This is a genomic window from Klebsiella africana (assembly GCF_020526085.1).
GTDB lineage: Bacteria > Pseudomonadota > Gammaproteobacteria > Enterobacterales > Enterobacteriaceae > Klebsiella > Klebsiella africana.
Genome location: NZ_CP084874.1, coordinates 4,516,930 through 4,536,404, shown reverse-complemented (window position 1 = coordinate 4,536,404; position 19,475 = coordinate 4,516,930). Strand labels below are relative to the sequence as shown.

22 protein-coding genes and 1 pseudogene are annotated in these 19,475 nt (G+C 59.0%); 7 read left to right on the top strand and 16 right to left on the bottom strand.

Annotation, left to right across the window (positions count from 1 at the left end; translation table 11 throughout):
- Positions 1-12 precede the first annotated feature (12 nt).
- The 4 genes from LGL98_RS21870 to LGL98_RS21855 all read left to right on the top strand — a co-directional run bounded on the left by LGL98_RS21870 (position 13) and on the right by LGL98_RS21855 (position 2,107).
- A complete protein-coding gene (locus LGL98_RS21870; protein ID WP_226651775.1) occupies positions 13-213 on the top strand; it encodes a hypothetical protein in 201 nt (66 codons plus the stop codon).
- Positions 214-294: 81 nt separating this feature from the next.
- Positions 295-546 carry a hypothetical protein gene (locus LGL98_RS21865; RefSeq protein WP_136031520.1) on the top strand — a complete coding sequence of 84 codons (252 nt, stop codon included), beginning with the start codon at positions 295-297 and terminating at the stop codon, positions 544-546.
- 510 nt (positions 547-1,056) lie between these two features.
- Entirely contained in the window at positions 1,057-1,242 is a 186-nt protein-coding gene (locus LGL98_RS26430; RefSeq protein WP_226651773.1) for a hypothetical protein, read from the top strand.
- Positions 1,181-2,107 (top strand): VENN motif pre-toxin domain-containing protein, encoded by a 927-nt coding sequence (locus tag LGL98_RS21855; RefSeq protein WP_226651771.1) that lies wholly within the window; start codon positions 1,181-1,183, stop codon positions 2,105-2,107. Before LGL98_RS26430 ends, LGL98_RS21855 begins: the two co-directional genes overlap by 62 nt.
- Positions 2,108-2,542: 435 nt before the next feature.
- On the opposite strand, the gene LGL98_RS21850 is transcribed toward LGL98_RS21855, so the two are convergent.
- The 12 genes and pseudogenes from LGL98_RS21850 to LGL98_RS21795 all read right to left on the bottom strand — a co-directional run bounded on the left by LGL98_RS21850 (position 2,543) and on the right by LGL98_RS21795 (position 13,191).
- Complete coding sequence (locus LGL98_RS21850) at positions 2,543-3,055, bottom strand: 4-hydroxyphenylacetate 3-monooxygenase reductase subunit (protein WP_002887467.1); 513 nt, start codon at positions 3,053-3,055, stop codon at positions 2,543-2,545.
- A gap of 19 nt (positions 3,056-3,074) precedes the next feature.
- The gene (gene hpaB / locus LGL98_RS21845; protein ID WP_002887473.1) at positions 3,075-4,637 is read right to left on the bottom strand and encodes a 4-hydroxyphenylacetate 3-monooxygenase, oxygenase component; all 1,563 of its coding nucleotides are present in this window, start codon (positions 4,635-4,637) and stop codon (positions 3,075-3,077) included.
- Positions 4,638-4,862: 225 nt separating this feature from the next.
- Positions 4,863-5,753 carry a 4-hydroxyphenylacetate catabolism regulatory protein HpaA gene (gene hpaA, locus LGL98_RS21840; RefSeq protein WP_023159280.1) on the bottom strand — a complete coding sequence of 297 codons (891 nt, stop codon included), beginning with the start codon at positions 5,751-5,753 and terminating at the stop codon, positions 4,863-4,865.
- 9 nt (positions 5,754-5,762) lie between these two features.
- A complete protein-coding gene (gene hpaX, locus LGL98_RS21835) occupies positions 5,763-7,121 on the bottom strand; it encodes a 4-hydroxyphenylacetate permease (RefSeq protein WP_004222447.1) in 1,359 nt (452 codons plus the stop codon).
- Between the two features lie 21 nt (positions 7,122-7,142).
- Positions 7,143-7,940 (bottom strand): 4-hydroxy-2-oxoheptanedioate aldolase, encoded by a 798-nt coding sequence (hpaI, locus tag LGL98_RS21830; protein ID WP_136031521.1) that lies wholly within the window; start codon positions 7,938-7,940, stop codon positions 7,143-7,145.
- 10 nt (positions 7,941-7,950) lie between these two features.
- Positions 7,951-8,754 carry a 2-oxo-hept-4-ene-1,7-dioate hydratase gene (gene hpaH, locus LGL98_RS21825; RefSeq protein ID WP_002887487.1) on the bottom strand — a complete coding sequence of 268 codons (804 nt, stop codon included), beginning with the start codon at positions 8,752-8,754 and terminating at the stop codon, positions 7,951-7,953.
- Positions 8,755-8,862: 108 nt separating this feature from the next.
- Positions 8,863-9,243 carry a 5-carboxymethyl-2-hydroxymuconate Delta-isomerase gene (locus LGL98_RS21820; protein WP_136031523.1) on the bottom strand — a complete coding sequence of 127 codons (381 nt, stop codon included), beginning with the start codon at positions 9,241-9,243 and terminating at the stop codon, positions 8,863-8,865.
- Between the two features lie 9 nt (positions 9,244-9,252).
- Entirely contained in the window at positions 9,253-10,110 is an 858-nt protein-coding gene (gene hpaD / locus LGL98_RS21815) for a 3,4-dihydroxyphenylacetate 2,3-dioxygenase (protein WP_021313600.1), read from the bottom strand.
- Between the two features lies 1 nt (position 10,111).
- Complete coding sequence (hpaE, locus tag LGL98_RS21810) at positions 10,112-11,578, bottom strand: 5-carboxymethyl-2-hydroxymuconate semialdehyde dehydrogenase (RefSeq protein WP_002887494.1); 1,467 nt, start codon at positions 11,576-11,578, stop codon at positions 10,112-10,114.
- Entirely contained in the window at positions 11,575-12,339 is a 765-nt protein-coding gene (locus tag LGL98_RS21805) for a fumarylacetoacetate hydrolase family protein (protein WP_136031525.1), read from the bottom strand. The genes hpaE and LGL98_RS21805 overlap by 4 nt, the downstream gene beginning before the upstream one ends.
- Entirely contained in the window at positions 12,336-12,968 is a 633-nt protein-coding gene (locus LGL98_RS21800) for a fumarylacetoacetate hydrolase family protein (protein ID WP_136031527.1), read from the bottom strand. Before LGL98_RS21800 ends, LGL98_RS21805 begins: the two co-directional genes overlap by 4 nt.
- Before the next feature lie 58 nt (positions 12,969-13,026).
- Positions 13,027-13,191 (bottom strand): annotated as a pseudogene (locus tag LGL98_RS21795) (hypothetical protein).
- A 63-nt stretch (positions 13,192-13,254) separates the two neighbouring features.
- On the opposite strand from LGL98_RS21795, the gene hpaR reads away from it, so the two are divergent.
- Positions 13,255-13,695, top strand: a complete 441-nt coding sequence (gene hpaR / locus LGL98_RS21790; protein ID WP_002887503.1) for a homoprotocatechuate degradation operon regulator HpaR — start codon at positions 13,255-13,257, stop codon at positions 13,693-13,695.
- 3 nt (positions 13,696-13,698) lie between these two features.
- On the opposite strand, the gene LGL98_RS21785 is transcribed toward hpaR, so the two are convergent.
- From LGL98_RS21785 to LGL98_RS21770, 4 genes are read right to left on the bottom strand one after another with little or no spacing between them, the layout of a single operon-like run.
- Entirely contained in the window at positions 13,699-14,961 is a 1,263-nt protein-coding gene (locus tag LGL98_RS21785) for an NAD(P)/FAD-dependent oxidoreductase (RefSeq protein WP_136031529.1), read from the bottom strand.
- Positions 14,942-15,205, bottom strand: a complete 264-nt coding sequence (locus tag LGL98_RS21780) for a (2Fe-2S)-binding protein (protein WP_136031531.1) — start codon at positions 15,203-15,205, stop codon at positions 14,942-14,944. The genes LGL98_RS21785 and LGL98_RS21780 overlap by 20 nt, the downstream gene beginning before the upstream one ends.
- On the bottom strand, positions 15,202-16,311 hold the full coding sequence (locus LGL98_RS21775; protein WP_136031533.1) for an NAD(P)/FAD-dependent oxidoreductase: 1,110 nt from the start codon (positions 16,309-16,311) through the stop codon (positions 15,202-15,204). Before LGL98_RS21775 ends, LGL98_RS21780 begins: the two co-directional genes overlap by 4 nt.
- Positions 16,308-17,255: a 4-hydroxyproline epimerase gene (locus LGL98_RS21770; protein WP_136031535.1), complete on the bottom strand. Its 948-nt coding sequence runs from the start codon at positions 17,253-17,255 to the stop codon at positions 16,308-16,310. The genes LGL98_RS21775 and LGL98_RS21770 overlap by 4 nt, the downstream gene beginning before the upstream one ends.
- A gap of 310 nt (positions 17,256-17,565) precedes the next feature.
- Here LGL98_RS21770 and LGL98_RS21765 point away from each other — a divergent pair, with 310 nt between their 5' ends.
- Complete coding sequence (locus LGL98_RS21765) at positions 17,566-18,390, top strand: AraC family transcriptional regulator (RefSeq protein ID WP_136031537.1); 825 nt, start codon at positions 17,566-17,568, stop codon at positions 18,388-18,390.
- 151 nt (positions 18,391-18,541) lie between these two features.
- Positions 18,542-19,462 (top strand): dihydrodipicolinate synthase family protein, encoded by a 921-nt coding sequence (locus LGL98_RS21760; RefSeq protein WP_136031540.1) that lies wholly within the window; start codon positions 18,542-18,544, stop codon positions 19,460-19,462.
- Positions 19,463-19,475: the final 13 nt, after the last annotated feature.

The following is a 19,475-nucleotide window of genomic DNA, read 5'->3' as shown; positions in this document are numbered from 1 at the left end:
GTTCATAATATTATGAGCAGGCTTCTTCTGATGGGGGCGAACGGGAGCGTCAGCGACAGTTCGCTGACGCTGAGCCCGCTATGTGATAAGGAGAAAGAGCAGAACCGGGTGGCGGTGACGCAGGGCAAGCTGAACGCGCAGGCAGCGCAGAGCGACCCGGCGGCGCGGGCGAAGCTGGTAGCGGGAGGGAATGCCAGCCCGAGCATTTGGTAATGGTGGCGCTAGTTTAGCTACTGAAGTTATAAATGGTCAGGCTGGTAAAGTTGATACCAATAAATTGATGGGGAATAAACAATGACCTTAAAAAAATGGCTATCAGTTTTTGTTTACCTTCTTGCATCATGTGCTTTTGGAATGAATATTTTTGTTGTGCTATTGCTCTATGGTGTAAGGTTTTTTTTCTGGGTTATGTTTGATGTACCATTTGAAATTCATATTGATGATTTAATCAAATATAGTAAGGCTGCAACATTTGCTGGAATAATTGTCGCGGTCGGTTGTTGTTGGATTTATTTCCAGGGTTACAAGAAAAATCGTAATAGGTAGCGGGAGGCAATACCTATCCGAGCGAGGAGCAAATCAGCGCGCAGGTGAGCCGAACGGCGACGGCGGACTACGATACGGGCGGAAAGTACCAGAAGGTGGCGCAGGCGGTGAGCGGCGCGGCGAGTCGCATGTGACGGAAATTACCTTCGATCTTAGGTAATACGGGGAATGCAGCTGCTTCCGGAGCATTTATAGAGAGGATGAATGAAGCTCTGAAAAACAATGAGGTGCAACAATGATGAATTTCCGATGTAGATCTTTCATTGTGTTACTTTATCTATGTTTTGCTATTTTTAGCATGTTGTTAATCATCACAATTTCATTCAGTTTGCTTGGTTACTGGATCGGCGGAGGGGAAAATATACTCTCGTTTTTTATTGGTAAATTATTTACATATTTTAAAGTATCTCTTTCTGGAATATTAATAGGTTTTATTCTGTGGTTTTTTTACTATCGGAATATTTAAGTTGAAGTTAAGGTAAATACGATACGGGCGGAAAGTACCAGAAGGTGGCGCAGGCGGTAACGGCGGCGATGCAGGGTCTGGCGGGGGGCAACCTGGCGCAGGCGGCGAGTGGCGCAGTGAGTCCGTATGTGGCGGAAATCATTCACAGCCAGACGACGGAAGGTGAATGTGGAAGCCAATGCGATGGCGCACGCGGTGTGGGGAGCGATAGCGGCGGCATCGGGAAATAACAGCGCGCTGGCGGGAGCGGCAGGCGCGGTGAGCGGCGAGCTGCTGGGGCGCTGGATAGCGGTGGAATATTATCCGGATGTTAAGACAGAAGAGCTGTCGGAAGAGCAGAGGTCGACGATAAGCGCGCTGAGTACGCTGGCGGCGGGACTGATGGGGGGGCTTAGCGGAGGCAGCAGCGCGGATGCGGTGGCGGGTGCGCAGGCCGGGAAGAACGCGGTGGAGAATAACCTGATGGGTGGGAACGAATGGAGCCAGGGTGAGAAAGCCAGAGAGCATGGCGCAGATGTTCTCTCATGCGCAGATAACCCGTCTGGTGAAGCCTGCCAGCGAGGAATTGCTGAAAATAAAGCTTATGCAGGTGCGTTGGCTTCAGCGGGGCTAATCTATCTGCCGGGAGGAATGCAGATTACTGGCGCGATAGGCGGAACGGCAAATGCTGGTATTCAGTATCTTATTAATGGAGAAGTTAATCCAACGGATGTGCTCATTGCGACTTATGTTGGAGCTTTTACCAGAAATACAGGATTAAAGGGAACAATGAGCTGGAATGCGGCAGGTGGTGCAACATCCAGCTATCTGAAAGGGGATAATCCTTTTACAGGTGGCTTAATTAATGGTTTGGCCTCTGGGATGGGCTATGGTGCAGGTAAACTAGTTGAATTGCCGTTTGATAAAGTCCTTAATCCAATGAAGCCATGGAAAGACTGGATCTGGACAGATGTCGGGATGGGAATATCCAAACCGCTGCCGATTAATCCAGTACCTGGTATTGCTGGTAATACCGCGGGTAGTGCGGTGACAGAGATCCTCAATGATCAAGCGGGTAAAACAGGTGTGAAATTACAAAAAGGGAACCAAAAATGAATAGAAAATCTTGGTTCTTTATTTTTTTCTATCTATTTTTTGCTTGCAATGTAGCAATGATCGTATTGTTTTTAATTATATACGTGCTCATTAGAGGTTACCTCTTATTGGTTTACCACATCCCATTTGAGCTGATTTGGAGTGATACATGGAAGTATACAAAAGCCGCATGTTTCACAGGGGCGTTGATAGCTACTGGTTGTTGGTGGATTTATTACCAAGGCTACAAGAAAAATCGTAATAGGTAGCGGGAGGCAATACCCATCCGAGCGAGGAGCAAATCAGCGCGCAGGTGAGCCGGACGGCGACGGCGGACTACGGACGGGCGGAAAGTACCAGAAGACGGCGCGGCGCTGACACAGTTTGCCCAGCAGGAACGCTAACGCGAATCTGTGTAGCCCCTCCCCGTTATCCGGGGAGAGGCAGGCGAGGCCATTACACCGCGACTTCCATTTCCATCATCACCGGGTGGAAACGGCGTTTAAAGTAAATCAGGCCGTGCCCTTGCGGGCTCAGGGTAATATTGCGGATCTCCACCAGATACACCAGGTGGGTACCAATGGTTTGCACCTGGCTAATTTCGCCTTCGAGGCTGGCCAGCGAGCCCTTCAGCACCGGCTGCCCGAGCGCGCCCTGCTGCCAGCCGCTGAGGGCAAACCGTTCTTCCATCGTCACCCCGGTCATCCCGGCGAAATGACGGGCCATGATTTCCTGCTCGTGGTTCAGCACGTTGATGCACAACTTGCCGTTGCCCTGAAACACCGGGTTCATCGCGCTGTTGGCGTTGATACAAACCATTACCGATGGCGGCGTATCCGTCACCGAGCACACCGCCGTGGCGGTAATGCCGCAGCGGCCGGCTTCGCCTGCGGTGGTGACAACGTTAACCGCCGCCGACAGGCTGGCCATGGCATCGCGAAAACGCAGGCGCTGTTCATCTAATTGCATTATGACCTCCCGCTGTGAATTACTTCAGCAGCTTATCCAACATGTTGATATCAGCGTTATTGTGCAGATGCGGCACCGTCCAGCCGTTCTGGTCGTACTCGGACAGGCAGCGGTCAACCATCGCCATCATTTTGTCCATATTGCCGGAGCTCTGCGCCTGGCGCAGACACTGCAGGCGAATTTCATCCTGGCTACCGGAGTAGTTGATTTCATACAGTTCATGACGGCCGCCGAATTCGCTGCCGATCGCGTCCCACATCAGTTTGAGGATCTTGATACGTTCAACGTGATCCATACCGTTGGAGCCGCGCACGTACTTCGCCAGATACTGGTCGATCTGCGGGTTGTTCAGATCGCGAGCGCTGGACGGCAGATAAATCAGGCCGCTGGTGACGTTGCGCTCGATGATGTTCTTGATCTTGGCGTAGGCCATCGGCGCCATTACGCGATAGGTCTGCAGCGCGGCGTGATCCGGCAGCCATGCGCCGTTGACCCACGGCGTCGCTTCCGAGCACATGGAATCGCTTAACGCCCAGAACATGTTGCGCCACGCCACCACTTCGCCAAGGTCGGCCTGCACGCCGCGGAATTCGAGGGTGCCGGTACATTCCAGAGAGCGCTTCAGCAGGGCGGTGATAAAGTCCAGTTTTACCGCCAGGCGTACGCAGGCCTGCAGCGGGTACATGCGGGCGAAACCGCCTTCCATGGTCCAGCGGCGGCAGCGGTCAAAGTCGCGATAAATCAGTACGTTCTCCCATGGGATCAGCACTTTATCCATTACCAGAATCGCGTCGTTCTCGTCGAAACGGCTGGAAAGCGGATAGTCGTACGGCGATCCGGTCGCGCCGGCGACCATCTCATAGGAGGCGCGGGAGATAAGCTTGACGCCTTCGGCATCCATCGGCGCGACGAACATCAGCGCGAAGTCCGGGTTCTCGCCCATCACCTGTGCGGAGCCGAAGCCGATCATGTTGTAGTGGGTCAGCGCCGAGTTGGTGGCGACCACTTTCGCGCCGCTAACGATGATCCCCGCATCGGTCTCTTTTTCCAGCTTGATGTAGACATCCTTCACTTCATCAGCCGGCTTGTGGCGGTCAATCGGCGGGTTGACGATAGCGTGGTTAAAGTACAGGCCGGTTTCCTGAATGCGGGTGTACCAGTTGCGGGCGTTCTGCTCGAACTGGCCGTAAAACGCCGGGTTGGCGCCCAGCGCGCAGCCGAAGGCGGCTTTGTAGTCCGGGGTGCGGCCCATCCAGCCGTAGCTTAAGCGCGACCATTCGGCGATGGCGTCGCGCTGCTGGCGCAGATCGTCGGCGCTTTTCGCCACGCGGAAGAATTTATGGGTGTAGCCACCGCTGCCGGTATCGGTGCCCCAGCACAGGGAATCCTGCATCTCCGGTTTGTGCAGCGCATCGTACAGCTGAGCGACGGAGGCCGCGGCATTACGGAAGGCCGGATGCGTGGTGACGTCTTTCACGCGCTCGCCGTAGATATAAATTTCGCGGCCATCCTGCAGGCTTTTTAAATACTCTTCGCCAGTTAACGGGCGTTTCGCGTCGGCGCGGAAATCTTCAGGTTTCATAGGGGCCTCTTCAGTATTTATCGGAATAATAATGTTAAATATATGTTTTGTTTTTGTTGTTTAATTGAAGCGGTTATTGCGCTTGTCGTGAAGGGACGTTTGCGACAACGGCGGGTACTTTTCAGGCGGGAGTGAATTTTGTGATCTCGGCAGCGTTTGGCGGGCGGCGCGGCGCTGACCGGCCCTATGGACCGTAGCCCAGGCAAGCGCAGCGCCGCCGGGGTATTACGACACAGGTACTTTTTGCGCCCGGTAGCTGCTGGGCGAGCAGCCGACCTGGCGGCTAAAAAAGCGCGCAAAATAGGCGGGGTCTTTAAACCCCAGCTGCCAGGCAATCTCATTGACCGCGCTATCGGAGAACAGCAGCAGGCGCTTCGCCTCGCGCAGCTGACGGTCGAATATCAGCCGCTTCGGCGAACGGTTGGCGAAGCGGCGACAGATGTCGGTCAACCGCGATTCGGTCAGATGCAACTCCCTGGCGTAATCCGGTACCGTCCAGTGTTGATGAAAGTGGCTGTCGATCATCTGGTTAAAGCGCTGGAATAGTTTCAGCTCGCCGCGCATCCCGCTGGCGGCGTGATCGTCGAGCTTTGCGTTACGCAATAGCAGGGTAAAGACCGCCTGCGCCAGTAGCGCCAGGGTATGCTCCCGCCCCGGCAACTGGGCGGTAGATTCCCGGCGAATCAGCTGCCAGTAGTGGGCCAGCGCCGCCAGCTCGTCGGGTTTATCCGCCAGCGACAGGCAGATCCCCGGCAGGCCGAAGGTCTCCCGCGTGCCGGGATAAAGCACCTCCAGCAGCGGCCAGATCAGCTCCTCATGGACCGTCAACACATGGCCATCGCTATCGGACTCGGTAATAAAAGCGTGCGGTACCGAGGGCGGCGTTATCACAAACAGCGGCGCCTGCACCGAATAGCGATGGTCATCAAGCTGCAGCTCAATCTGTCCGGTATCAAGGTAGTGCATCTGGAAATAGCGGTCGTGGCGATGCGCCTGCATGTCGCGGCCAAAAAAGGCCGCCATGCGGGAGAACGACTGGTAGTGCACCTCTTCGGTACCCAGACTCTCGTCGTAATCTTTATTGATGTCGATGTTGGCGATGGAATGCTGGCACATACCCGCTCCTTAGTGGCCTTTTTGCGCCGCTAAGCCCGGCGCGGCGGCGGCGTCCTCACGCTGGCTCATTGGAATGCGGGTAAGCACCAGCGCGCCGACGATCAGTAATCCGGCGACAAACCACAGCCCGGAGCTAAAGCTGCCGGTGGTATCGCGCAAAATGCCGATCAACAGCGGGCTGACGGCAGAGCCGACGTTGCCGATAGCGTTGATCACCGCCAGCGCCACCGCGCGCGACTGCAGGCTGATCACCCGATCCGGGGTGGTCCAGAAAATGGCCATCGCGGTAAAGGATCCCACCGAAGCCATAATAATGCCGATCAGTTGGATCAGGCTGTGGTGCGTTGCCGAAGCCAGCAGCCAACCTGCCGCGGCGAACAGGTAGGGCAGGATGGTATGCATCTTGCGCTCTTTGCGGCGATCGGATCGGCGGCTCCACCAGATCATGCCGAAAATAGTGCAGAACTGCGGGATCGCCGCCAGCAGGCCAATCATGATGTTGCTGCTGCCGGTGTTGAAGCTCTGCAGGATCTGCGGCGTCCAGATATTAATGGCGCTGAGGGTATTGGTCAGGCAGAAGTAGGCGAGGGTATACATCAGCACCGCTGGCGTCAGTACTTCGCGCAGCGTGGAACGCGGCGAAGCCGGGACGATCGCCGCATGTTCCCGTTCGCGATCGATCATCGCCTTCAGCGCCTGTTTCTCTTCGTTATCCAGCCAGTTGGCTTTATCCGGCGTGTCGTTGAGGAAGAACCAGGTGACGACGCCGAGCACCACCGACGGCAGGCCTTCCAGCAGAAATAGCCATTGCCAGCCTTTCAGGTTCCACAGGCCGTCGAGCGCCAGGATATAGCCGGAAAGTATCGAGCCGAGCATCATGGTCACCGGCATGGCGATCATAAACAGGGCGTTGGCGCGGGCGCGATGGTAGGCCGGGAACCACCAGGTCAGATAGACGAGGATCCCCGGTAGAAAACCGGCCTCGGCGATGCCGACCAGCATGCGCAGGATGTACAGCGTATGCGGGTTGGTGGCGAACATGGTGCAGGTCGAGGCGATCCCCCAGACCACCATGATCCCGGCGATCCAGCGGCGCGCGCCAACTTTCGCCAGCATGATATTGCTGGGGATCCCGCACAGCACGTAGGTGACGTAGAACAGCGTCGCCGCCAGGCCGAACATGGTGGAGGTCAGGCCGAGATCTTTACCCATCGTCAGGCCGGCGAAGCCGATATTAATGCGATCCAAAAATGAGAAAACAAAGAGAACAAACAGGAAGGTGATCAGGCGGCGGAACAGCTTTTTGATCACCCGGTTTTCTACTTCAACGGCTTTATTATCATTGTGTTGCAGGGTAGAGGTAGTCATGTTGCGCTCCACATTATCCGTTCAATAGACGGATTTATTGTTATCGGTTGTGGTGGTTGCGGTGTGGGTAAAACGGGCCGCCAGCGCTTCTGCGCCGCGGGCCAGCAGGGTGGTGTCGACGCCGACGGCGACGAACAGCGCGCCCAGTTCGAGATAGCGTTTCGCCAGCTGTTCATTGGCCATCAGGATCCCCGGCGCCTTGCCGGCCTGGCGGATTTGCTGGATGGCATCTTCGATAGCGGCCTGCACTTCCGGGTGCTGTGGGTTGCCGCCGTGGCCCATATCGGCGCTGAGATCCGCCGGGCCGATAAACACGCCGTCCACCCCTTCGACATCGAGGATCTGCGGCAGATTTTTCAGCGCTTCGCGGGTCTCAATCTGCACCAGGACGCACATGGCGTCGTTGGCCCGGTGGATATAGTCCGGGACGCGATTCCAGCGCGAGGCGCGGGCCAGCGCGCTACCGACGCCGCGGATGCCGGCAGGCGGGTAGCGGGTAGATCTGACTGCCAGCCGCGCTTCTTCGGCATTCTGCACCATCGGCACCAGCAGGGTTTGCGCGCCGACATCCAGTAGCTGTTTAATTTGTACCGGATCGTTCCACGACGGACGCACCACCGGCTGGCTGGGGTAGGGCGCAATGGCCTGAAGCTGGGTCAGCACCGTTTGTACATTGTTGGGCGCGTGTTCGCCGTCGATCAGCAGCCAGTCGAAGCCCGCGCCGGCCAGCAGTTCGGCGCTGTAGCTGCTGCACAGCCCGAGCCACAGGCCGATTTGCGGACGCCCGGCTTTGAGCGCCTCTTTAAATGCGTTGTTCATGTTGCTCTCCTCAAACAAAGCGGCAGCTGATGGCGCCCATGTTGCCGTAGTCGACGTGGAAGGTATCGCCCTTGCGCGCCGGGACCGGGCGGGTGAAGGAGCCGCCGAGGATGATTTGCCCGGCTTCGAGCTGGACATCGTACGGCGCCAGTTTGTTGGCCAGCCAGGCCACGCCGTTGGCCGGATGATTGAGTACGCCCGCGGCGACGCCGGTCTCTTCAATCACGCCGTTGCGATACAGCAGGGCGGAGATCCAGCGCAGGTCGAGCTCGTCCGGTTTAATCGGCCGGCCGCCGAGAATCACCCCGGCGTTGGCGGCGTTGTCGGAGATGGTGTCGAACACTTTGCGCGGACGCTGGGTTTCCGGGTCGATGTTGTGGCAGCGGGCGTCGATAAGCTCCAGCGCCGGGATAACGTAGTCGGTGGCGTTGTAGACATCAAACAGCGTGCAGTTCGGGCCGCGCAGCGGTTTGGCCAGCACGAACGCCAGCTCGACTTCGATACGCGGAACGATAAAGCGGTCGGTGGGAATATCGCTGCCGTCGTGGAAGAACATATCGTCGAGCAGCGCGCCGTAGTCCGGCTCGCTGATCTGCGAGCTGGCCTGCATCGCTTTAGAAGTCAGGCCGATCTTGTGGCCTTTGAGCACGCGGCCTTCGGCGATCTTCATTTCGACCCACTCGCGCTGTACGGCGTAGGCGTCTTCAATGGTGATCGACGGATAATCCAGCGAGATCGCACGGATCTGTTCACGCTGTTTTTCGGCCTGGTTCAGCCGCTGGGCAATCAGGGTGCGGGTCTGTTTATCGAGCATAGTGATTCCTGTGGCATTGTATTGCCGGATGGCGCTTCGCTTATCCGGCCTACAAATTCATGGCCGTTGTAGGCCCGGTAAGCGCAGCGCCACCGGGCAATTTGCACATTATTTAAATAACGCGTGCACGTTGTTCTGTTTGTAGTTCAGCGTCGGGTCGAGCTCTTCCATGGCGAACGACAGCGCCAGATAGCGGCTCTCCATTAGCGTCGCGAAGTGGGATTTGATCAGCGCGAACAGCATATCTCCCACGTCCTGACGGCTCTCCAGGCTGCGTCCGGCGCCGATTTTCAGGGTCATATGCACGAAGGCGTAATCCTGCCTGCCGTCGGCCATCTGCCAGGTATCGAGCCAGTGGGCGCGGCTACGAATGCCGCCAATCGGAAAGATGCCGGTGGCGGCCAGCGCCTCGTTGACTTTGGCGAACAGGCCCGGTAAATCGGCCTGATCGCGGATGTTGTCGGTACATTCGGCGATAAAATGCGGCATGGGGCCCCCTTACGCCTGCGCTGGCAACGGGAACACGGCGTTAACCTGGCCGGTACCGGAGCTGGCGAACAGCTCGGTGATAAACTCCACCTTGCCGTCGTATTTATCCCAACCCAGCAGACCGAGCAGCATCACCGTGTCGTGCATGTTGCCTTCGCCGTAGCAGTAGTCGGCATACTCCGGCAGCATGGTGCAGAACTCTTTGAATTTGCCTTCGCGCCACAGCTTCACCACCCGCTCATCCATCTGATGGTCAAACTCGCGGGTATAGCTGTTCATCCCCTCTTCGGCGCGCTGGTCGTCGATAAAGCGGTGCGACAGCGAACCGCTGGCCAGCACCGCTACGGTGCCGTCGTATTTGTCGATGGCTTTGAGGATCGCTTCGCCCAGCCTGCGGCTGTCGGCAAAATCGTGAACGGTACAGAAGGCGGAAATGGACACCACTTTGAAGTGCTTATCGCTGTTCATGTAGCGCATCGGCACCAGGGTGCCGTACTCCAGCTTCAGGCTAGGAATATTGTGTGCTTTGGCGCGTACGCCGAGCTTTACGGCCTCGTCGGCGATAAGCTGGCCCAGCTCCGGGTTGCCGTCGTAGTCGTAGGTCATGTCGCGAATAAAATGCGGCAGTTCGTTACTGGTGTAGACGCCCTGAAAATGGTCGGCGCAGTTGATGTGATAGGCGCTGTTGACCAGCCAGTGGGTGTCGAACACGATGATGGTGTCGACGCCCATTTCACGGCAGCGCTTGCCAATTTCTTTATGCCCGTCGATCGCGCCCTGGCGGCAGCCGTGGTTTTTCCCCGGGAGCTCAGACAGATACATCGACGGCACATGAGTGATTTTTGCTGCTAACGCTAACTTACCCATATCAGACTCCCCATTTCGGGATCGGATGGTCGCCCATCGAGATGCAGACGTTTTTCATTTCGGCGAACACTTCAAAGCTGTACTCGCCGCCTTCGCGGCCGGTGCCGGAGGCCTTCACGCCACCGAACGGCTGACGCAGGTCGCGCACGTTCTGGGTGTTGACGAACACCATCCCGGCTTCAATACCGCGCGCCAGACGCAGCACTTTGCTGACGTCCTGGGTCCAGATATACGACGCCAGGCCGTATTCCACATCGTTCGCCAGGCGCAGCCCTTCCGCTTCGTCTTTGAACGGCAGCAGGCAGGCGACCGGTCCAAAAATCTCTTCCTGGGCGACGCGCATGCGGTTGTCGACATCCGCCAGCACCGTCGGGCGCAGGAAGTTGCCGGCTTTCAGATGCGCCGGCAGGTCGGACGGTTTATCCGCGCCGCCGGCCAGCAGGGTGGCCCCCTCTTCGATGCCGAGGCGAATGTAGCCGGACACTTTCTCCCAGTGCTGCTGGCTAATCAGCGCGCCGACCTGGGTATTCGGATCGGTCGGATCGCCTACGCGCAGGCGATTGGCGCGCTCGGCGAAGCGCTTGACGAACTCGGGGTAGATACTCTGCTGAATAAAGATGCGCGAACCGGCGGTACAGCGTTCGCCGTTGATCGAGAAGATGGTGAACAGCGCGGCGTCAAGTGCGCGCTCGATATCGGCATCTTCAAAAATCAGCACCGGCGATTTTCCGCCCAGCTCCATGGAGTACTTTTTCAGGCCGGCGTTTTTCATAATGTTGCGGCCGGTGGCGGTGCCGCCGGTGAAGGAGACGGCGCGCACATCATGATGGCGTACCAGCGCGTCGCCAGCGGTGGCGCCATAGCCCTGCACCACGTTGAGCACGCCAGCCGGGATCCCGGCTTCCAGCGCCAGCTCGCCCAGACGATCGGCGGTCAGCGGCGACAGTTCGGACATTTTCAGCACCGCGGTATTCCCCAGCGCCAGGCACGGCGCCACCTTCCAGGTGGCGGTCATAAACGGCACGTTCCACGGCGACACCAGCGCGCAGACGCCAACCGGCTGCACGAGGGTGTAGTTAAGCATCTTGTCATCGACCGGATAGGTCTTGCCGTTCATCTGCTGACACACTTCGGCGAAAAATTCGAAATTGTGTGAGGCGCGCGGGATCAGCACGTTTTTGGTCTGGTGGATCGGCAGGCCGGTATCGGCGGTTTCCATCGCCGCGATCTCCGGGACGTTCTGATCGATCAGATCCCCCAGGCGGCGCATCAGGCGCGCGCGCTCTTTCATCGGCAGGTTAGCCCACTTCGGGAAGGCCTCTTTCGCCGCCGCTACCGCCTGGTTGATTTCGGCTTCGCCGCCGGAGGCGACTTCCGCCAGTACCTCGCCGGTAGCCGGGTTGGTGGTATGAAAATAGTCTGCGCCGGCAACGTTTTTACCGTTGATCCAATGGTTAATCTTTTTCATGACAGTGTCTCCTCATACGCTTGCTGGCTGATGATATGGTTGACCAGGCGGCCCACGCTCTCGACTTCGACGATCACTTCGTCGCCCGGCACCACATCGGACAGCCCTTTCGGCGTGCCGGTGGCGATCATGTCGCCCGGTTGCAGGGTCATAAATTCGCTTAAATAAGCGATGAGGAACGGGATGCTGAAGATCAGATCGGCGGTGGAGCCCTGCTGGCGCAGCTCGCCGTTGACCCAAGTGCGCAGGGCCAGATTATGCGGATCCGGGATCGCCTCTTTGCCGACGATCCACGGGCCGATCGGCGTCAGGGTATCGCGGCTTTTCACCCGCAGGTTCGGGCGGTAGTAGTTTTCCAGATAGTCGCGGATCGCGTAGTCGTTGCACAGGGTATAGCCAGCGACATAGTCCATGGCCTCGGCTTCGCTGACGCGGCGGGCGGTTTTCCCGATCACCACCACCAGTTCGGCTTCGTAGTGCATGTATTCGACGTTATCCGGGCGTACCGACTGCTGCTGGTGGCCAATAAAAGTGTTTGGCGCTTTGATGAACACCAAAGGCTCGGTTGGCGGTTTAAACTCCAGCTCGCTGGCGTGGTCGGCGTAGTTGAGCCCCAGCGCGAACAGCGTGCCGTCGGCGGGCGGCAGCCAGCGGAATTCACCTTCTTTCAATACCGTGCCATCGGGCAGGCGCACCTGGTCGCGTTCATCGACCAGCACGTCGCGTACCTGTCCTTGCCATTCAATGCGTGCCTGTTTCATGCCAGCTCTCCTTCTGCGACAACCGGGTTTTCGAGCGCCGGGAAACCGTCGGCGAGAATACGTACGCGGTCGCCGGGGCGCAGCGTGACGCGAGAGTGGGGCGTGCCGATAAGGATCGCGTCGCCGGGATTGAGGGTAGCGAACTCGCTCAAGGCGCTAAGCAGCTGCGCGGCGTTACGCTGCAGATCGCCGGTATGCCAGCTATCCGCCTCGCGGCCGTTGATTTCGGTGATGATGGTCAGGTTATCGACGTTGCGCACCGCCGACAGCGCGCCGATGGGGCAGAAGCCATCCCGGCATTTGGCCTTGATCGCCGGGCGATAAAAACTCTCTTCCGGCAGACTAACCTCGTTAGCCAGCGCGTAGCCGGCGATATAGTTCGCCGCCTCTTCCGCCGCCACTTTACGCGCGGTTTTGCCGACAATCAGCGCCACCGTTGCGCCGCTTTGTACGGTCTCGCCCTGCGGATGGGGAATGGCTTCGCCATCGCCAATCACGGTATTACGGGGTTTGATGAACCAGACCGCGGTTTTCGGCGGCGTCTTGTAGGGGGCCTGTTGAAACGCCTCGCGCCAGGCGTCGAGCTGGCTGCGATGATTGAGCGCAACGGCGAAGATGGTACCTTTCATTCACCACTCCTCTGGGACTGATTTTGGATTGTAATGGATTTCATTAATATGTTAATGATCATCTTTTATGCTTTGCGCTGAGGTTTAGCAACTGGAAGTGAATGTTTTGTGATCGGATTAACACAATATTTACACATCAATAACTTATTTGTTATTAATCAATAAGTTGAATATTTTTCAGGGAAAGGCTGGTACTTTTCAGGTGCAGAAACCGGTTGTACATGGCAGGATTAACGCTAATTATTAAGTTGTTAATAAGTTTTGATGAGGCCGTTGAGGGGATACTATGCATGATTCATTAACCATTGCCTTGTTGCAGGCGCGTGAAGCGGCGATGGCCTACTTTCGACCGATCGTCAAACGACACAATCTCACCGAACAGCAGTGGCGGATCGTGCGAATTCTCGCCGAACGTCCGTCGATGGATTTTCACGATCTGGCCTTTCGCGCCTGTATCCTGCGCCCCAGCCTGACCGGGATTTTGACGCGTATGGAGCGGGATGGGCTGGTGCTGCGCTTAAAGCCAGTTAACGATCAGCGCAAGCTGTACGTCTCGCTGACGCCTGCCGGAACTGCGCTGTACGAAAGCGCCCAAGCGGAGGTGGAAGAAACCTATCGCCTGCTGGAGGCCCAGTTCACCACGGAAAAGCTGCAGCAACTGACCTCCCTGCTGGAGGAGTTTATTGCGCTTGGCGTCCCTGCCGGGCGCGGTGATGAAGAAGAGTAGCGGTTACGGCTCGGCGTTCAACCTGGCGAGGGCAATAAGCGTTTCCGTGCGGGCGGGCGCCAGCGGCTCTCTCGGCTGCGGCAGCGGCCAGCCATACAGCCAGCGGGCGCTGGCGGCGCAGGTGCGCCCCTGACAGGCGCCCATTCCGCAGCGCTGGGTCAGTTTGGCCTGCGGCCAGCCTCCGGCGGCCGCCACATCGCCGCAGCGCACATCTTCACAGCGGCACAGCAGGCTCTCCGGCGTTGCTGCGTCTTTCAAGGATTCCGTCAGCCGGAAGGTACGGTTGATTGCTTCGGCGAAACGCTGCCAGCGGGCGCGGCGGGCAAATAACGCCTGCGCTTGCTGGCTGTCCCCGGCGGCGGCAAAACCGGCGATTTCGCCCTCCGCCAGCGCCAGCTCGCTACCGCCGAAACCGGTGCACTCGCCGGCGGCGTAAATCTCCGCGATGCTGGTCTGCTGCCAGCGGTTAACCTGGATCGCCTCCTGTGCCGTGGCGCAGCCAAACAGCAGCCCCGTCTCAATATTGGGTATCAGCCCATAGCCGATAGCCAGCCGATCGCAGGCGATAGTTCGCTCGACGCCGCGCTGGCGCAACGTAACGGCTTCCAGCCGCATTGTGCCGTGAGCGCGGATCACCTGCGCGCCGCTCAGATAGCCTTTCGGGGTCAGCGTCGCTAACTGGCGCAGCTTCTGCGGCCAGCGCCACAGACCGCCGGCGAAGCGCAGCAGCGCCGGGAACTGCGCTTGCTCAATGATATTCGTCACGTCGCCTCCGGCCTTGTTCACCGTATCCGCCACCGCCAGCAGTAGCGGACCGCTGCCGGCAATCACCACCTTTTCTCCTTTCAGTGCCAGGCCCTGTTTGATTTGCGCCTGCAGGCCGCCCGCGCCGGTTACGCCGGGTAAGGTCCAGCCGGGAAAGGGTAGCGACAGCTCGCGCGCGCCGCAGCAGAGGATCAGTTTCTGCCAGTAAACCATGCCGCCGCCGTCGGCGGTTTCGAACAGCACGCTGTGCGCGGAGGGGCGGGCAATCAGCCGCGCGCCGTTCACTACCCGAATGGCGGCAGACGCGGCGATGGCGTCGCGGTAGCGCCGGGCCAGAGCGGGTAGCGTCGCCTGCGGACCGGCACGCCAGATTTGCCCGCCAGGGGCGGGATTATCGTCGAGAATAATCACCTGTTTATCGCAGGCGGCGGCGGAGAGCGCGGCCGCCATCCCTGCTGGGCCGGCGCCGAGGATTAAAATGTCACAGTGCAGCGTTTGCATAGCGGCTCCTTTCTATTTGCATACCGGCCCGGCACAGGGTCTGGCAGGCCAGCACCCGCCGGCCATCGACGGCGATCCGGCACTCCTGGCAGACGCCCATGCCGCAAAACGGCGCGCGGAGGTCGCCGTTAACCGCCTGGCGGGTGGTGGGGTCGCCGCTCAACGCCAGCGCTGCCGCCACGCTGATCCCTTCCGGCACCGTCAGCGGCTGGCCATCGACGGTGATGTTGAGAGTGGCCTTCATGCGATCGCCTCCTGTTGAGATAAACGAGCCGGGAGCCAGGCGTCGGGAGCCAATGGGCAGCGTTCATCGAGGATCTGCGCCGCCAGCAGTTCAGCCGTGGCCGGGGCGGTAGTGACGCCCAGCCCCTCGTGGCCCAGCGCCAGCCATACGCCACGGCGAGCGGGGTGCGGGCCGATCAGCGGGTTGCCATCCTGCGAAGCGGCACGCAGACCACTCCAGCAGCGGATGATATTCAATGTCGCCAGCGCCGGCACAAAATGGCGGGCGCGGTCGAGCATCTGCGCCAGCAGGGGCAGATCCAGCTGCCGTTCGCGGTTATCAAACTGACGCGACGAACCAATCAGCAGCTGGCCGGTGGGCCGCGGCTGAAGGTTAAACGCTACCGAGGTGCCGCCGCCGTGGGCGCTGGCGCCGTAACCCAGCTCAACCAGCTGGTGATGCACCCGCGGCTGGTAGCGATCGGTAATCGCCAGTTGGCCTTTTTTCGGTCGCAGCCAGTTTTCGGCTAACAGCGCGTTGGCTTCAAGGCCGCAGGCCACCACGATCGCCCGCGCCTGGAGCCGTTGGCCGCTGGCGAGCTGCACCTGTGGCTCTTCAATCGTCTGCGCGCTATCGCGCAGGCAGGTAAGATGGTCTCCGGCATCGCTAATCAACCAGCGGGCGACGTTCGGCGCGTAGACGATACCATCGCCTGGCACCCACAGGCCGCCCGCCAGCCCGCCGCGCAGCAGCGGCTCGCGCCCGGTGATCTGCTGTGGGGTCTGGAATTCGCTGTGCACCTGATGGCCGGCCAGCCGCCGCTGTTTTTCGCCCGCGACGGCCATCTCTTCTTCGCTTTCCGCCAGCCACAGCGTGCCGCAGCCGCGCCAGGCGCAATGGTCTGGCATCCGCGGCGTGATAGCGCGCCAGCGCGCCAGCGACCACGCCGATAATGCAAGCTCGGCGGGGTCGTCATCCATGCACACGAGATGGCCCATACCGGCCGCCGTCGCGCCGGGCTGACCATTATCGATAAGCGTCACGCGCTGCCCCCGCTTCGCCAACTGCCACGCGCAGGCGGCGCCGATGATCCCGGCGCCGATCACGATGACATCGCACTGCTTCACGGCGCGATCCCCCAGCAGAAGGGATCGTCAGGGTTGAGGATCAACTGGTTGTCGCCGCAGACCCAGGCTTCGCCGCGGATCGTTGGGATGATGCCTTCTGCGGTGCGCTGGTAGCTGGCGGTAAACTGGCTGCCGATGATGCTGGCCTGACGCCATATTTCCCCCGGCTGCAGCTTGCCATCCTGCGCCAGACAGGCCAGCTTGGCGCTGGTGCCGGTACCGCACGGCGAGCGATCCCAGGCCTTTCCCGGACAGAGTACGAAGCTGCGGCTGTCGGCGGTATCGTCATCGGCGAAGAGTTCGATATGGTCGATCACACCGCCGTCCTCGCCGCGGATCCCCGCCGCTTCCAGCCCCTCGCGTACCGCCCAGGCGTAGTCGGTGAGCTGTGGAATATGTTCGGGGGTAATGGTAAACGGGTGGTCGTTAATCAGTAAAAACCAGTTACCGCCCCAGGCAATATCGCCGATGACGGGACCCAACGCGGTTTCAACGCGGATCTGTTTTTTCCAGCGGCGGGCCGGGACGTTTTGCACCGATACGCTGCCATCGTCGTGCAACGTGGCGCTTACGTCGCCGACCGGTGTTTCAATCAGATGTACGCCTGGCTGGATACGCCCAAGCCAGGCCAGCGAGGCGATAAGCCCGATAGTGCCGTGGCCGCACATATTCAGAAAACCGGCGTTGTTGAAGAAAATCACCCCAGCGGTAGCCGCCGCCGAGACCGGTTTGCACAGCAGCGCGCCGACCAGTACGTCATTGCCGCGTGGTTCAAGAATGGCCGCCTGACGCCAATGGTCGAAGTCGCGGGCGAAGCGGTCGCGGCGCTCCGCCATGCTGCCGTCGCCGAGGTCGGGGAAGCCGTCAACGATCAGGCGGGTCGGTTCGCCGCCGGTATGTGAATCAATAGCTCTCAGCGTAACAGGGGGGCGTGGTGCGGTCATCAGACTCTCCGGAAGTTAACAACATGTTTCATCATGCTGGCGCAACCTTTCCCGGCCTGCTTGAGCGCTTTCGTCAGAGAAAATGACGAAATCTGCATAGTAATAAGCGCGGTATATTTCTATTTCACATAGTTATTTCTTATTAATCATTTGTTTAATGCTGTGGTAAACCGAAAGTGACTATTGCGCCAGTGGCTAAATCAGGGGAAGGCGTAAAGCGGATCCAGGATCGCAAATCCAGCGCTTGCTGCTTGTGGTGTTAACGGAAAGTGAATAAATATCCTTCGGTCACTTACCATGAGGAGGCCTTATGATCGGTGTTTCTGATGCGGCACCGCCGCGGGCGGCTAACCAACCTGAGCTGGCCGTCGATGAGCTGAGCCAGATCTGCGAAGGGCTGGCGCGCCAGCGGCCGGAAAATATGCCGGCGCTGCTGAATGCGCTGGCGCTGATTGCGCCCCTGCTCAATGCCATTCCTAATGTGGTCTTTTTTATCAAAGATCGTCAGGCGCGCTATCTGCTGGCGAACCTGACGCTGGCCCGCCGCTGCGGTTTTAAGACGGTCTCCTCGCTGCTGGGCAAAACCTCCGCCGATGTCTTTCCTTCCGCGCTGGGCCAGGGTTACACCGAACAGGATCTTCGGGTGTTGCGGGAAGGCGTGACCCTGCGCGATCAGCTGGAAATGCATCTCTACAATGGCCGCGAGCGCGGCTGGTGCCTGACGCAGAAACTGGCGCTACGCGATATCAGCGGACAGGTGATCGGCATGGCCGGGATCTCGCACGATCTGCAGGAGGCCCACGCCCGTCATCCGGCGTGGCAGCGGCTGGCGATCGTCGACGATCATATTCGCCGCCATTATCACCGGCCGATCGCCATGGAAGAGTTAACCGCCTTAAGCGGGATGTCGATTGCGCAGATCGAACGCTACTGCAAACGGATCTTTCATCTCACTCCGCGGCAAATGATCCACAAAGTGCGGCTGGAAAAAGCCACCGAACTGCTGGCTGGTGATACGCCGATTACCGATATCGCTCTGCAGTGCGGGTATACCGATCACAGCGCATTCAGCCGCCAGTTCAAGGCGATGACCGGCTCGACGCCGCGTGATTTTCGCCTCACGCTGCTCGGATAAACGCTGGCTCACACTTTTGTCGACTGTGCTAATTTCGTCATCGTATTGAAGGAAAATCGACAAGCCGCCGGTTCCGCGACACGTCAATCTGTCAGTGAATATTCACCATTCATTCACTTCGACTTAACAAAATGACGACAAGGAACCGAGCATGAGCAAAAAAGCGATTCACTGGAGCGGCGTATTCCCGGCGGTCAGCACGCAGTTTCGTAGCGATTACTCCCTCGATTTAGACGCCACTCACGCGGTGATGAAAAACCTGGTGAAAGATGGCGTTTCCGGGCTGGTGGTGTGCGGCAGCGTAGGGGAGAACACCTCGCTGAGCACCGATGAAAAACTGCAGATTATCGAGGTGGCGAAGGATGCCGCCGGCGGCAAAATTCCGGTCATCGCCGGGGTGGCCGAGTTCACCACCGCCTTTGCCCAGAAAATGGCGAAAGAGGCGGAGCGCGTCGGCGTCGACGGGATCATGGTGATGCCGGCGCTGGTTTACTCCTCAAAACCGCATGAAACCGCGGCCCACTTCCGCAGCGTGGCCACCGCCACCGATCTGCCGATTATGGTCTACAACAACCCGCCGATTTACAAAAACGACGTGACGCCGGACATTCTCGCCACCCTGACCGACTGCGACAACATCGTCTGCTTTAAAGACTCCTCCGGCGATACCCGCCGCTTTATCGACCTGCGTAACACCGTTGGCGACCGCTTCGTGCTGTTTGCCGGGCTGGATGACGTGGTGGTAGAAAGCATCGCCGTCGGTGCGGAAGGCTGGATCTCCGGAATGTCCAACGCCTTCCCGCGCGAAGGTGAAACGTTATTCCGTCTCGCCCGCCAGCAGCGTTACGAAGAGGCGATGGCGCTGTATCGCTGGTTCATGCCGCTGCTGCATCTCGATGCGCGTCCGGATCTGGTGCAGTGCATCAAGCTGTGTGAAGAGTTGCTGGGCCGCGGTAGCGCCATTACCCGTCCGCCGCGTCTGGCGCTGGAAGGCGAAACGCGCCAGCAGGTGGTGGCGATCGTTGAACAGGCGCTGGCGACGCGTCCGACGCTGCCGGATGTCGGCCTCTGAGCACAGGAGTCAA

Bases quoted from the DNA above. Each gene is read 5' to 3' on its own strand.
- LGL98_RS21870 (WP_226651775.1), top strand. From the start codon at position 13: ATGAGCAGGCTTCTTCTGATGGGGGCGAACGGGAGCGTCAGCGACAGT.
- LGL98_RS21865 (WP_136031520.1), top strand. From the start codon at position 295: ATGACCTTAAAAAAATGGCTATCAGTTTTTGTTTACCTTCTTGCATCA.
- LGL98_RS21850 (WP_002887467.1), bottom strand. From the start codon at position 3,055: ATGCAATTAGATGAACAGCGCCTGCGTTTTCGCGATGCCATGGCCAGC.
- hpaB (WP_002887473.1), bottom strand. From the start codon at position 4,637: ATGAAACCTGAAGATTTCCGCGCCGACGCGAAACGCCCGTTAACTGGC.
- hpaA (WP_023159280.1), bottom strand. From the start codon at position 5,753: ATGTGCCAGCATTCCATCGCCAACATCGACATCAATAAAGATTACGAC.
- hpaX (WP_004222447.1), bottom strand. From the start codon at position 7,121: ATGACTACCTCTACCCTGCAACACAATGATAATAAAGCCGTTGAAGTA.
- hpaI (WP_136031521.1), bottom strand. From the start codon at position 7,940: ATGAACAACGCATTTAAAGAGGCGCTCAAAGCCGGGCGTCCGCAAATC.
- hpaH (WP_002887487.1), bottom strand. From the start codon at position 8,754: ATGCTCGATAAACAGACCCGCACCCTGATTGCCCAGCGGCTGAACCAG.
- LGL98_RS21820 (WP_136031523.1), bottom strand. From the start codon at position 9,243: ATGCCGCATTTTATCGCCGAATGTACCGACAACATCCGCGATCAGGCC.
- hpaD (WP_021313600.1), bottom strand. From the start codon at position 10,110: ATGGGTAAGTTAGCGTTAGCAGCAAAAATCACTCATGTGCCGTCGATG.
- hpaE (WP_002887494.1), bottom strand. From the start codon at position 11,578: ATGAAAAAGATTAACCATTGGATCAACGGTAAAAACGTTGCCGGCGCA.
- LGL98_RS21805 (WP_136031525.1), bottom strand. From the start codon at position 12,339: ATGAAACAGGCACGCATTGAATGGCAAGGACAGGTACGCGACGTGCTG.
- LGL98_RS21800 (WP_136031527.1), bottom strand. From the start codon at position 12,968: ATGAAAGGTACCATCTTCGCCGTTGCGCTCAATCATCGCAGCCAGCTC.
- hpaR (WP_002887503.1), top strand. From the start codon at position 13,255: ATGCATGATTCATTAACCATTGCCTTGTTGCAGGCGCGTGAAGCGGCG.
- LGL98_RS21785 (WP_136031529.1), bottom strand. From the start codon at position 14,961: ATGCAAACGCTGCACTGTGACATTTTAATCCTCGGCGCCGGCCCAGCA.
- LGL98_RS21780 (WP_136031531.1), bottom strand. From the start codon at position 15,205: ATGAAGGCCACTCTCAACATCACCGTCGATGGCCAGCCGCTGACGGTG.
- LGL98_RS21770 (WP_136031535.1), bottom strand. From the start codon at position 17,255: ATGACCGCACCACGCCCCCCTGTTACGCTGAGAGCTATTGATTCACAT.
- LGL98_RS21765 (WP_136031537.1), top strand. From the start codon at position 17,566: ATGATCGGTGTTTCTGATGCGGCACCGCCGCGGGCGGCTAACCAACCT.
- LGL98_RS21760 (WP_136031540.1), top strand. From the start codon at position 18,542: ATGAGCAAAAAAGCGATTCACTGGAGCGGCGTATTCCCGGCGGTCAGC.